Source organism: Pseudomonas salomonii (assembly GCF_900107155.1).
Taxonomy (GTDB): Bacteria; Pseudomonadota; Gammaproteobacteria; order Pseudomonadales; family Pseudomonadaceae; genus Aquipseudomonas; species Aquipseudomonas salomonii.
Window position 1 is genome coordinate 51,632 of record NZ_FNOX01000020.1, and the last position, 12,596, is coordinate 64,227.

Below are 12,596 nucleotides of genomic sequence, written 5' to 3' on the forward strand. Positions count from 1 at the left end.
CGTCCAGGCCTTGGTCGGTGGTGACTATGTAGAGAAGCTGACTGTTGCCAAACCGAGCGAAACCCACGGTGGGGCGGTAGGCGATAATCGCCTACCGCATCTGCGATGACGAAATGCGATTTCCTGTACCGGACCACCCCCGGTTCGCTGAGCCGGCAGCCTGAAAAACACCGGTTTCACACAGAAAAAGGATTTCGTCATGCCCGACCCAACTGCTCCTGCATTACCCATGGCGCTGAGCCAATTACCCGCCAAAGCCGTTCATGCACATTTCGCCACCCGCCCGGTGTTGTATTCCGTCGTGTTCAACGCACTGCGCAACCTCATCCTGGAGCGCTACCCTACCCTTGAGCTAAACCTGCTCGACGTGCAACTAGCCATTCCGACCTCCACCGGCCACTACACCTACCGATCGTTGATGGAAGTCACCCTCGCGCATGTCCTGAACCCGCAATCGCTGGACCTTCACTCAAAACGCGAACTGCCCTATTACCTGACGCAGCAAATCCCCAAGATTCTGAAACCTGTGCCGCCCGCGCTCATCGACATGAAAGTCATCGCGCAAATCATCGACGAACTGCGCTCATCGCTGTACCTCTATTTTCAGTACGACCTGGCCGACTACTGGAGCGTTATTGACAGCCACGGCAACAGCCGCTGGCAATGGCTGGGCACCTTTCTCAACGGTCAAATGACCGCAGCGGCAGCGGGCCAATCAAGCCTGAACGACACCCAGCGGGATATGCTGACTGTCGTCGCCGCCTGGCCGGTATTACTCGAGCGTCTGCCCCATTCTTCGCCCCCTACCTACACCTATTTCATTGAAAACACTTTCACCACCGCCGATAAGCAAGTGCGCTTGCTGACGCCGCACCTGCTGCTGGTCCGTGAAAAACAAGTGTTGCTGTACAGCGTCGCCGGCGTTATCGAGGCGTTTGACTCCATTGATGCCTTCGGTCAGGCCTGGGGCACGCGGATGCAGGACCAGTACCAGTTCGACAGCATGACCTGGAGGCGCAATGAACCAGACGGCAATGTGTTCGAACAGCAAGCCGGCTTGATCCTCAATCAACAACTTGAAGACTTGGCGACGCTTGTGTTTGAGGGGCAAGACGAGAAAACCCTTGAGCGACGCTTGGACAAAATCACCGATCCGGCGCTGCTTTTTACCAACATCCCGACACCCGCAGCCCCGCTCATGCAAAAAGTCAGTGACCACCTGCCTGAATGGTTCAAGCAAGCCACAGCCACTGACAGCTTTGCCCACCACCGCCACCTTCAGGACATGGCGCGGGTGCTGCGACAAAACCAAGGCCGATCATTCGATCAGGGCATTGAAAGCATCCACCGCTTCAGCCGTGAAGCGCTGCGCAAGCAGATGCAGGCCGATCATGAAGATTTCGACCCCGATGAAGTGGTGCTGGACTTCACCGTGGCGGCCGGGCTTCCAGGCACTGCCGGTATAATCGAGCACGTGCGTATGTCGTTGACAGAACTGGCCCTGAAGAACCTGGCCGGTAAACCCTCTGGCGTGTTGAAGCTATCTTCCAAAGGCGCCACGCCGTTGCCCGCATGGTTGAACGAAGAGTATCTCTTAGGCAGAACCGGCCTGATCCAGCGCGTCGACATCGGTACCACCTACCCGCAAAAAATCAAGGATCTACTGTTGTCCGACACGGATGACGCCCGGCAACGCGAGACGTTGTTCACCCGCGAACTCAAGGTCAAGCTGCCGATGCTGGCGCTGGAGTGCAAGATCCGGCAACTTAACGGCGTTACTGTCACAGGCTACCGGTATGTGAAGGCATTGATGGGTGAGATGCCAACGGACAGAGTCGTCGACGAACAGGAGATCGTCCTGCGCCCTCTGGCCCTGTGTCGTAAACCCGGGGCCAGGCCCGATGAAGTCAACAATGTATTTATCATTGAACCGCGTGACGCCAGCGTCGGCCCGCACTTGCTGTATCGGCCGCTGTATGACGAGGCCCTACATGAATTTTCGACCCGCCAAGCCCTGCTGGATGCGCTGGTCACACCCGGCGAACTGCAAGACAGCATACTGACGTGGCTAACCGACAAGGCCCGCCCCATCTATGACCACGGCGGAATCAAGGAACCTCACATCGTTCATTTCTTGCCTGGAGACGAGTTCACCCCCCCTGAAAAACCAAGCCCTGCCACCCTGGCCATCGATGAGGGCGCTGGCGAATGGATGCAGTCGCAAATCAATGGACAGCTGCTCAGCCATCTATTCGGCAGTACTGCAAGGGCACTGGTTGACCTGGCGGATCGCGAGTCGGTATCCAACAGCGAAAGCCGCTGGGCCGTTATGATGGAAGGTGCCTGGCTGCTGTTCAATACCCTGTTGCTGCCCTTGGTACAGGGGCCGGCCATGCTGGTGGGGTGGTTCATGGTGCTGGTCAGCAGCCTGGAGCAGGATTTGGCCGGCCTGGACAGTGAAGACCCAACCACTCGTGAGTTGGCGCTGATTGATCTGTTGCTCAACACCGCGATGGTGTTGCTGCACACGGCGACACCCACCAACAGGTCACACCAACCGCTGTCGGAACCGAGCGCAGCGGAGCACACCCTACCATTGCGAGCCTGGCGTCGCGCCGTGGGCCTGGCCCACCAGCAACCTATCGCAGAGGTCCGCATCGGCTCAGTGGCATTTCCCGGCGAGCCGCCGGCGACAGGCCATACCACGCTGGACTTCAGCCGCTCGATTGCCAGCCCTCAAGCCAGCGCAAAATTGCTCAAGGCACTGTTGGAAGTGAAGGTGCCTTGGCCCGACCCACCACCATCCCCACTGCCCACGGGTGTTCTCAAAGGGCTCTATTGGATTGAGGAAAAATGGCATGCCAGCGTTGGCGGGCTGCTGTTTCAGGTGAGCGTGGTGCCCGGTTTCGGCGACGTCTATCTGATTGATCCGCAGCATCCGTTGCATCCAGGCTTCAGGCTGGTCACCGACGGCCAGGGGCATTGGCGGTTGGACCGACATGCCAGGCTGGAGGGGGGCATGCGCAGGACCGGCCTCAGCGCACTGCGAGCGCATAAGACCCAACGCATCGCCGAGCTCAGCTCGGAGCTGGCCATCCTCAATCAAGAAGCGCAGGTCCTGGCAAAACATGCCCAACCGTTCAACGAAGCCGTCGTGCGCAGTGGGGCTCAACTTGACGAGCGGCTGCTCGCCTTGAGGAAAGATTGGGAATTACTCAGCAACCCCGAATTACTCCCCGCATTACGCCCCAGAATCGCTGAGCGGCATGAACAAAGGCAAGCCTCGACACTGCACGCCAAAAGCGCATGGGGCCTTGCATTCGAAAACTATCAAGAAAATACACAGCCCTTTATAAACGCACTGGAAGCGTCGGTGGCCAAAGTTGACGAACTGATAGCAGTGGACAGGGTAGAAAAGGAATACACCGATTTACGAAATAACGTCATAACTAACATTTACCAGCATTGGCTATTTACCTATGGCTACCTGCATAAAAAAATCTCACTGACGCTGCAAACCCCGCGCGGCGAAAGCCTTCTTGAATTGCTCAATCGTATGAACAGAGAACTGCCGGACAAGGTCACGGACGGCTACAAGGCGTTCATCCGTGGCGCCACGCAACGATTAGAAGCGCTTAAAGAAGCCCTCGATGCCACAGAAAAATACGAAGCCACACTTAAGCAAGCGGGCGCGGCACTGCATGAAAAACTGTTGAGAGACTTCAACCCTAGTCAACCCATATCCTCATTCCGGATAAAGCAAAACATTTTGTTAGCGTTTATTGAACTGCTAGTGAATCGTGCACTGGATACCGATAAACCGGAACAGCGCCCTTTCCTCGACGTGCTCACGGATCGCCAACTCTACGCCAGTATTAACACGCATACGGAAATACAGACGACTACCGGCTACTCCACCTCAGAGCAAATGGACGTATTCAAGAACTTACTTCAGCAATATGAACAGCTGGGAAGTGCCGTCAGCTCGTTAATTGAAATGGGTTCCCCGCTCATTCAAGAGGACTATAGCGCGCCGTTCCTGGAACAGCTCAGCGAGGCCCGCGCCGATGTTGAAGCACGGCTTGCGAACCTGATCCTGATTGAAGAAAAGATTACCCCTCAACCTGCGCAGGATAAAACCAAACGGCAAAAACCAAGCAACCGGAGGGTGATCAAAACCGTCGACAAGAAGAGCCTGGTGGGCGACATGCGCCCGAGGACGGCTGACGCTTCAGGTAATTACGTCGACATCAAGGACCCGTTCACCAATGAGATCTTCGCCACTTACCATGAACATGCCAGTGAAAACGTCTGGAAAATTGTCGATCCCGACGGTCCGAAAGCAAAGGCTCCCGCGCCTGCGGCTCGATCATTGAAGAGGATAAAGGCGGATGCACAGACCCTCGACGGCCAGCGGGCCGGTATTGATGCGAGCATTCTCTTCCAACAGAGAGGGCTTCGAGAGCCCAGCCGAGTGGAAAGCCTGAGTCCTTACGAATGGGACGTTATGTTGAGCCAACACGCGGAAAAATTCGAAGCCCTCGCCACAGAACTCAAACGCGACCACAGTGCCAATACCGGTGCCATCGTGTTGATCGATGAATACCAGGCCAAGGCCGGAGACGCCACAACAGCGGCCCGCATAGCCTGCGCCGAGGGTTACAAACTACAGCGGCCCAAAGCCGATAAAGTCGCCTATTTATGGAAGCATGGCTTTGTCGATATCAATCTGCTGGGCAGTCGTATTCCACTGGCGGCCGGTGACTTCCTCACCGAGTACGTGATTCGTGACCGGAGCAAAATCAAAGCAGGAGCAACGTTCGAAGAGACCGTGTTGTGGTACGCCCACTTCCACTACCCAGCCGTCGATACGCCGCCCTCGCAATCGCCTTTCGGCCACCTCAAGACCAAAGAGGATCGGCGTTTCACCCGTGCTCAACTGATCGAGAAGGCACGCTCGAGCAACCGCGCGTTAGTCATCTACGAGACCGCTAAAATCTGGCCACCACTTGACCAAGAGTTGTTTCTCAAGCTGGAGGTACTGATACCTGAGTGAAGTTCCAGGTCGGGCGGCCAGATTGTCTATGCTCAGTAGGATAATCCGGCTGACGAGGGCTGTATGGACGATCCAATCGATAACAAGCCGCCGACCTTCTGGCAGATGCTGCACAGCGTGATGGCGGCGGCTTTCGGCGTGCAAAGCGGCAAGAACCGCGCCCGCGATTTCACCCACGGCAAGCCCAGCCACTTTGTGATCCTGGGTATTCTGTTCACGGCAGTGTTTGCCCTGACCCTGTTTGGCATCGTCAAGCTGGTGCTGCACCTGGCCGGCGCCTAACGCAGCAGCAGTTGCAGGCTGAACGGGTAGCGATAGGACGCGGGCTTGCCCACGGCCGACAGCGCACGGAAATCCACCGCCGTTGTCGGCCCTGACAAGCGGCGGGCCTGCGCGCTGTCGATGAGCTGGAACAGCGCCTGCTGGCGATCACGCCCGCCATAGGCGCTGATGTCGAGCCCCCGGGCATCATCATGGATCAGCACCATGGCCCAACCGCCCAAGGTGAAGTGACCTGCAACCAGAGTGGTCAGCCGCCCCCCAAGAAGCGCCTGCAGGATCTCGGGCGAGCTGTTGACCGCGCTGAACAGAACGTCCTTGCCCGGCACCCGCCCGCTGTCTTGCAAGGCCTGCATTGCCCCCAGCGCCATCTCGTCATTGGCTGACCATACCAGCGCTGTCTGTGGGTAACGCTTGAACATCTGCGTGCCTTGTTCAAAGGCGCGTTGACGGTTCCACTCACCATAGACCAATTGGCGCAGGCGCACTTCGGGGTGCTCGGCCAGGGCCCGGCGCAAGCCTTGTTCGCGCAGTTGCGCGGCCGGGGTATTTTTGGCGCCGGAAAACGCCAGCAGGCCGAGCGACTCGCCTGGGGCTATCGGGCCATGTTGGCGCACAAGATCAGTGAGCATCAGATAACCGGCTTGCTCGTCGTCGGCCACCAGGCTGCCGATCCACTGCGCGTCTTTATGCGCATCGAGCAACTGCATCTGGTCGGCGGTGAGCGCATTATTGACCATCAGCAACCTGACCCCAGTGCCCTGGGCCATGCGCAGAATCTGCGGGGCGACGTATTGCTCATTCACCAGCACCAGGTAATCGGGCCGCTCGCCGCCTTGCAGCGCCTCACGGGCATGAGCCAGCGTGTTATCCGCGTTGCGCTCGGAATAACGCACACGCAAATCCAGGCCGAGGTCCTTGGCGGCGGCCTGCATGAATTGCGCGTAGCTGACCCAAAAGGTTTCCGTGGACGCGCCCGGGTTGAGAAACACCACTGACGTCGCCTGGGCCATCGCCCCATAGACCGACCCCAGCAACCCCACACACGCAATCAGAACCTTCAACATGGTTGTTTGTGCCTCGAATATTGATCGCCATCATAGTGGCAATGCGACAGTCAATCGAGGTTCAATCAACCTTCTTTATTGGTGGCTAACCCAGAACACGGCGGTTCCAACCACCAGGATTATCAGAAACAGAATGGCCCAGGCATCAACGGTACTGTCGGGTTTACGGGCTTTGGTGGAGTTGCTCATCGCATCGCCTCTTGTCGGTTTTATAGGTGATTGCACGAAGACACGAGCACAGTAAAGTTGATGATTGCCCGCATGACAAATGTGGGTATCGCGATAACGGTTCTCATTAGTCAATTTGGTTATTTACATATACTCAAACATCACTTTTGCGCATAAACGCAAACTGGTATCGTGCGCCGGCTCCGTTGGGAGTGCGCGGCCGTGCGCGCAGATTTGCCGAGAACAGGACCTATATGTACGTATACGACGAATACGATCAGCGCATCATCGAGGACCGCGTCAAGCAGTTCCGTGATCAGACCCGACGCTACCTAGCAGGTGAACTGAGCGAAGAAGAGTTCCGCCCTCTGCGCCTGCAAAATGGCCTTTATGTTCAGCGCTTTGCGCCGATGCTGCGGGTTGCCGTGCCTTATGGCCAACTGACCTCGCGCCAGACGCGCATGATGGCCAAGATTGCCCGCGACTTCGACAAAGGCTACGCCCACATCAGTACCCGCCAGAACGTTCAGTTCAACTGGCCGGCGCTGGAAGACGTGCCGGACATCCTCGCTGAGCTGGCGACCGTGCAGATGCACGCGATTCAGACCAGCGGTAACTGCCTGCGCAACGTGACCACCGACCAATTCGCCGGCGTTGCCGCTGACGAGCTGATCGACCCACGCCCGTGGTGCGAAATCGTGCGCCAGTGGACCACCTTCCACCCGGAATTCGCCTACCTGCCGCGCAAGTTCAAGATCGCCATCAATGGCTCGACTTCGGACCGCGCAGCGATCGAAGTGCACGATATTGGCCTTGAGCCGGTGCACAACGCCGCCGGCGAGTTGGGCTTCCGTGTGCTGGTGGGTGGCGGCCTCGGCCGTACGCCGGTGGTCGGCGCCTTCATCAATGAGTTCCTGCCCTGGCAGGACCTGTTGAGCTACCTCGACGCCATCCTGCGGGTTTATAACCGCTATGGCCGTCGTGACAACAAGTACAAGGCCCGGATCAAGATCCTGGTCAAGGCGCTGACCCCTGAGGTATTTGCCCAGAAGGTCGACGCCGAGATGGAACACCTGCGCGGCGGCCAGACCACCCTGACCGAAGCCGAAGTCCACCGTGTGGCCAAGCACTTCGTCGACCCTGAGTACAAGGCCCTGAGCAATCAGGACGCCGAACTGGCGGCCCTCGACCAGCAGCACCCAGGCTTTGCCCGTTGGCGCACGCGCAACACCCTGGCGCACAAAAAACCGGGCTATGTGGCCGTGACCCTGTCGCTCAAACCTACCGGCGTTGCCCCGGGCGATATCACCGACAAGCAGCTGGACGCCGTCGCCGACCTGGCCGAGCGCTACAGCTTCGGCCAACTGCGCACCTCCCACGAGCAGAACATCATCCTCGCGGACGTCGAGCAGAGCCAACTGTTCACCCTGTGGGGCGAGCTGCGCGAAGGCGGTTTTGCCACGCCGAACATCGGCCTGCTGACCGACATCATCTGCTGCCCGGGCGGCGATTTCTGCTCCCTGGCCAACGCCAAGTCGATCCCGATAGCCGAATCGATCCAGCGCCGTTTCGACGACCTGGACTACCTGTTCGACATCGGCGAGCTGGACCTGAACATCTCCGGTTGCATGAACGCCTGTGGTCACCACCACGTCGGCCACATCGGCATCCTGGGCGTGGACAAGAAAGGCGAAGAATTCTACCAAGTGTCCCTGGGTGGCAGCGCCAGCCGCGATGCGAGCCTGGGCAAGATCCTCGGCCCGTCCTTCGCCCAGGAAGCCATGCCCGAGGTGATCGGCAAACTGATCGACGTGTACATCGAACAGCGCACCGAAGATGAGCGTTTCATCGACACCTACCAGCGCATCGGCATCGACCTGTTCAAGGAGCGCGTCTATGCAGCGAATCATTAAGAACAACGAAGTCCTCGACGAAACCTGGCACCTGCTGCCCAAGGACGCGAGCTTCGACGGCATTTCCAACTGCGACGACCTGATTGTGCCGCTGGGCCTGTGGCGCGAACACGCACACGCCCTCAAGGCCCGCGACGGCGGCCTGGGTGTGTGGCTGGACGCCGACGAGGAAGCCGAAGAGATCGGCGACGACGTGCAGCACTTCCAGGTCATCGCCCTGAACTTCCCGGCCTTCACTGACGGGCGCAACTACTCCAACGCGCGCCTGCTGCGTGACCGTTATGGTTACAAGGGCGAATTGCGCGCGATTGGCGATGTGCTGCGCGACCAGCTGTTCTACCTGCGCCGTTGCGGGTTCGATGCCTTCGCCTTGCGCGCCGACAAAGACCCGTATGAAGCGCTGGAAAGCCTCAAGGACTTTTCGGTGACCTACCAGGCTGCCACGGATGAACCGTTGCCGCTGTTCCGTCGCCGCTGAGCCTGCTGCTGTGAAAAACCCTGGCTTGCCAGGGTTTTTTTATGGGCGGCGTTTAGTCGGCCCCATGACGCAATCTTCACATTTAAGGGTGAACATCCGTCGTGTTCGAACTGTCCTCTACTGATCAGCAGCCTTTAACCTCACTGACGATTGGAGTTCTTCATGGCGAAAATCAACCTGGCCCAGCAGTTGGCGACCACCCTTGAACAGGCGGGCATCAAGCGCATCTGGGGCCTGACCGGCGACAGCCTCAATGGCCTGACCGACGCCCTGCGCACCATGGACAGCATCGAGTGGATGCACGTGCGCCACGAAGAAGTGGCCGCCTTCGCCGCCGGCGCCGAGGCCGCTGCCACCGGCGAGTTGACGGTGTGTGCCGGCAGCTGCGGGCCGGGTAACCTGCATTTGATCAATGGCCTGTTCGACTGCCATCGCAACCATGTGCCGGTGCTGGCCATCGCCGCGCAAATCCCCTCCTCCGAGATCGGTCTGAACTACTTTCAGGAAACCCATCCGCAGGAACTGTTCAAAGAGTGCAGCCACTTTATCGAGCTGGTCACCAACCCGGCGCAGATGCCCCAGGTGCTGCACCGCGCCATGCGTTCGGCGATCCTCAATCGCGGCGTGGCGGTGGTGGTGATCCCAGGCGATATCTCGCTGCTCGAAGTGGAAGACAAACTCAAACCCTGGCCGGCCCTGCACGCGCCGCGCACCTTGCCGGCGGAACAAGACCTGCAGCGCCTCAGCGAAATCCTGCACGGCAGCGAGAAAGTCACCCTGTTGTGCGGCAGCGGCTGCGCCGGCGCCCACGACCAGGTGGTAGCCCTGGCCGATGCCCTGGGCGCGCCAGTGGTGCATGCCTTGCGCGGCAAGGAGCATGTGGAGTGGGACAACCCGTTTGATGTGGGCATGACCGGCCTGATCGGCTTCAGCTCCGGTTACCACGCGATGCTCAACTGCGACACGCTGATCATGCTCGGCACCGACTTCCCCTATCGCCAGTTCTACCCGACCGATGCCAAGATCATTCAGGTCGACCGCAACCCGCAGGCGCTGGGCCGTCGCGCCACCCTGGACCTGGGCATCGCCGCCGATGTGAGCGAGACCATCGACGCACTGTTGCCACGCCTGACGCGCAAGACCGACCGCAGCTTCCTCGACACCTCGCTCAAGCACTATGAGAAAGCCCGCCAAGGTCTGGATGACCTGGCGCAGCCATCGAAGGCCGACCGACCGATTCACCCGCAGTACGTGGCGCGCTTGCTCAGTGAGCTGGCCGACGACGATGCGATCTTCACCGCCGACGTCGGCTCGCCCACCGTGTGGGCGGCGCGGTATTTGAAGATGAACGGCAAACGTCGCCTGATCGGCTCGTTCAACCACGGTTCGATGGCCAATGCCATGCCCCAGGCCATCGGCGCGCAGGCCGCGTTCCCCGGGCGCCAGGTGATCTCGATGTCCGGCGACGGCGGCTTCGCCATGTTGATGGGCGACTTCATCTCGCTGGCGCAATTGAAATTGCCGGTGAAGGTCATCGTGTTTGATAACTCGTCACTCGGGTTTGTCGCCATGGAGATGAAGGCCGCCGGCTACCTGGACACCGGCACCGAGCTGAAAAACCCGGATTTTGCCGCCATGTCCAATGCCATGGGCATCCTCGGCATTCGCGTGGAACAGTCCGAAGACCTGGAACCGGCCTTGCGCCGCGCCCTGGCCCATGACGGCCCGGTGCTGGTGGACGTGGTCACCGCTACCCAGGAATTGGTGATGCCGCCGACCATCAAGCTGGAACAGGCCAAGGGTTTCAGCCTGTACATGCTCAAGGCGGTGATGAGCGGGCGTGGCGATGAAGTGATCGAACTGGCGCGCACCAACTGGTTGCGCTGAGCGTCAGTGGCGACGCACAGCGCCGTAGCGGACCACCACCTGGGTGATTATCTCAACCAGGCGCGGGTCCGCCTCGGGCGCGCTGAACAGGCGGAATTCGGCATCCGGCAACGCGGGTAAACCGTGTTCGGCGCCGAGTACCGTCAAGCCCGGCCCGACTTGGCTCTGCGCCATGGGTGCAATCGCAAACCCGGCCAACGCGGCGGCATGCAGCGCAGCGTAACTGCTGCACTGCATGGCGCTGCGCTGGGCGATGCCGGCCTGGGCCAGACGGGTCAGCGCCGCCTCGCGGTACGGGCATGGCTCAGGGAACAAGGCCAGTGGCAACGGGTTCGGCAAGGCCACCAGCGGCTGCCCGGACCAAGCCCAGACTAATGGCTCACGCCACAGCGCCAAACCTGGCTCACTGGATTCGCACAACGAGCCGACCACCACATCCAGCTCACCCTGCTTCATCAAACTCAGCAACGAACCGGGAATGCCCACCTGCACGCTGATATGCATGCCAGGGTATTGCGCCGCGACGTTTTGCAGCTCACGCAACAGGCGCGCGTCCGCGAACTCTTCCGACACACCTACGCGCAGGTTTCCTTCAAACGCCGAACGCGTCAGCTCGGCCCAGGCGTCGCGGTTCAGGGCGAGGATGCCACGGGCATAGGCCATCAGCCGTTCACCATCGGGCGTCAATTGCTGTGAGCGCGTGGTGCGGGTGAGCAAGGGTTTGCCCACCTGCTCTTCCAGACGGCGCAAATGCCCGCTGACGGCCGATTGCGTCAGGTGCAGGCGCTCTGCGGCGCGGCTGAAACCGCCCTCATCGACCACAGCGACGAAGGTTTTGAGCAACAAGGCGTCGAACATATTCTGATTGGTGATCAATAGGCTATGGAAACACAATTTATATTCCAATCAGCATTATGTTGCAATGCTCTGGTCAACTTTCCCGAGGCCCCACCATGACCACACTTCTGCACATCGAATGTTCGCCGCGCAAACAGCGCTCCGCGTCGCTGGAAATCGCTCGCCAGTTTATCGCCCGCTACCAGCAGAACGCCCCGGATACTCAAGTAGTGACCCTGGATTTATGGGCGCTGGACTTGCCGGAGTTTGCCGGGCCGGTGATGGACGCCAAATACGCGGGCATTGCGGGTACGCCATTAAGCGATGAGCAAAGCGCGGCCTGGACCACCCTCAAAGCGCTGGCGGCTCACCTGCATCAGGCAGATGTGCTGGTGTTCTCGGTGCCGTTGTGGAATTTCGCGATCCCCTACAAGCTCAAGCACTTTATCGACGTGGTGTCGCAGAAGGACGTGCTGTTTGAGTTCAGCCCGGAGCATGGGGTGCGGGGCTTGCTGCACAACAAAATCGCGGTGAATGTGTATGCGCGGGGGATGGATTTTTCGGCGCCTGGCGCGCAGGCGATGGACTTTCAGAAGCCCTATATGGAGGCTTGGCTGGGGTTTATCGGGGTGACCGATGTGCACTCGCTTTATGTGGAAAAAACTATTTTGGGGGCGGAGGTGGATCTGGTGTCGCGCCTTGAAAGTGCGGGGGTGGCGCTGAAGCTTGCTGACCGATTGGGGTTGGTTGGGGGTTAGGGTCTGCTGAGTGTATATCCGTTATTTAGGTAACGGCGGCTTATGGTTTCGCTCTTACAGCCATGCCTTTCAAGGTCTTGGTTTAAAATCCCCCAAAACTTCAGTCAGGATGACGAAACGATGTGGGAAAAGGTTCTAGAGCGGTTCGAAAAA

The 12,596-nt window shown here is 59.3% G+C and carries 8 protein-coding genes; 6 read left to right on the forward strand and 2 right to left on the reverse strand.

Features of this window, described 5'->3' with window-relative positions; translation table 11 throughout:
• The first annotated feature begins 199 nt into the window (after nucleotides 1–199).
• Both BLV67_RS30480 and BLV67_RS30485 read left to right on the forward strand, forming a co-directional pair.
• A complete protein-coding gene (locus BLV67_RS30480; protein WP_069785727.1) occupies nucleotides 200–5,056 on the forward strand; it encodes a dermonecrotic toxin domain-containing protein in 4,857 nt (1,618 codons plus the stop codon).
• Between the two features lie 63 nt (nucleotides 5,057–5,119).
• Nucleotides 5,120–5,338 (forward strand): DUF2970 domain-containing protein, encoded by a 219-nt coding sequence (locus BLV67_RS30485; protein WP_065911407.1) that lies wholly within the window; start codon nucleotides 5,120–5,122, stop codon nucleotides 5,336–5,338.
• Here the strand turns inward: BLV67_RS30485 and BLV67_RS30490 are convergent.
• Nucleotides 5,335–6,402: an ABC transporter substrate-binding protein gene (locus BLV67_RS30490; RefSeq protein WP_069785726.1), complete on the reverse strand. Its 1,068-nt coding sequence runs from the start codon at nucleotides 6,400–6,402 to the stop codon at nucleotides 5,335–5,337. The genes BLV67_RS30485 and BLV67_RS30490 overlap by 4 nt on opposite strands.
• 422 nt (nucleotides 6,403–6,824) lie before the next feature.
• Between BLV67_RS30490 and BLV67_RS30495 the strand changes: the two genes are divergently transcribed.
• From BLV67_RS30495 to poxB, 3 genes are all read left to right on the forward strand, one after another.
• Complete coding sequence (locus tag BLV67_RS30495) at nucleotides 6,825–8,483, forward strand: nitrite/sulfite reductase (protein ID WP_017136919.1); 1,659 nt, start codon at nucleotides 6,825–6,827, stop codon at nucleotides 8,481–8,483.
• Entirely contained in the window at nucleotides 8,467–8,961 is a 495-nt protein-coding gene (locus BLV67_RS30500; RefSeq protein WP_069785725.1) for a DUF934 domain-containing protein, read from the forward strand. Before BLV67_RS30495 ends, BLV67_RS30500 begins: the two co-directional genes overlap by 17 nt.
• 162 nt (nucleotides 8,962–9,123) lie before the next feature.
• Nucleotides 9,124–10,848: a ubiquinone-dependent pyruvate dehydrogenase gene (gene poxB, locus BLV67_RS30505; RefSeq protein WP_069785724.1), complete on the forward strand. Its 1,725-nt coding sequence runs from the start codon at nucleotides 9,124–9,126 to the stop codon at nucleotides 10,846–10,848.
• A gap of 3 nt (nucleotides 10,849–10,851) precedes the next feature.
• On the opposite strand, the gene BLV67_RS30510 is transcribed toward poxB, so the two are convergent.
• Entirely contained in the window at nucleotides 10,852–11,706 is an 855-nt protein-coding gene (locus BLV67_RS30510; RefSeq protein ID WP_058421483.1) for a LysR family transcriptional regulator, read from the reverse strand.
• Nucleotides 11,707–11,801: 95 nt separating this feature from the next.
• Between BLV67_RS30510 and BLV67_RS30515 the strand changes: the two genes are divergently transcribed.
• Nucleotides 11,802–12,443, forward strand: a complete 642-nt coding sequence (locus BLV67_RS30515) for an FMN-dependent NADH-azoreductase (protein ID WP_069785723.1) — start codon at nucleotides 11,802–11,804, stop codon at nucleotides 12,441–12,443.
• Nucleotides 12,444–12,596: the final 153 nt, after the last annotated feature.

What these genes read in the sequence shown, in the direction of transcription:
- BLV67_RS30515 (WP_069785723.1), top strand. Translation starts at nt 11,802, where the DNA reads ATGACCACACTTCTGCACATCGAATGTTCGCCGCGCAAACAGCGCTCC.
- BLV67_RS30480 (WP_069785727.1), top strand. Translation starts at nt 200, where the DNA reads ATGCCCGACCCAACTGCTCCTGCATTACCCATGGCGCTGAGCCAATTA.
- BLV67_RS30510 (WP_058421483.1), bottom strand. Translation starts at nt 11,706, where the DNA reads ATGTTCGACGCCTTGTTGCTCAAAACCTTCGTCGCTGTGGTCGATGAG.
- BLV67_RS30500 (WP_069785725.1), top strand. Translation starts at nt 8,467, where the DNA reads ATGCAGCGAATCATTAAGAACAACGAAGTCCTCGACGAAACCTGGCAC.
- BLV67_RS30495 (WP_017136919.1), top strand. Translation starts at nt 6,825, where the DNA reads ATGTACGTATACGACGAATACGATCAGCGCATCATCGAGGACCGCGTC.
- BLV67_RS30485 (WP_065911407.1), top strand. Translation starts at nt 5,120, where the DNA reads ATGGACGATCCAATCGATAACAAGCCGCCGACCTTCTGGCAGATGCTG.
- BLV67_RS30490 (WP_069785726.1), bottom strand. Translation starts at nt 6,402, where the DNA reads ATGTTGAAGGTTCTGATTGCGTGTGTGGGGTTGCTGGGGTCGGTCTAT.
- poxB (WP_069785724.1), top strand. Translation starts at nt 9,124, where the DNA reads ATGGCGAAAATCAACCTGGCCCAGCAGTTGGCGACCACCCTTGAACAG.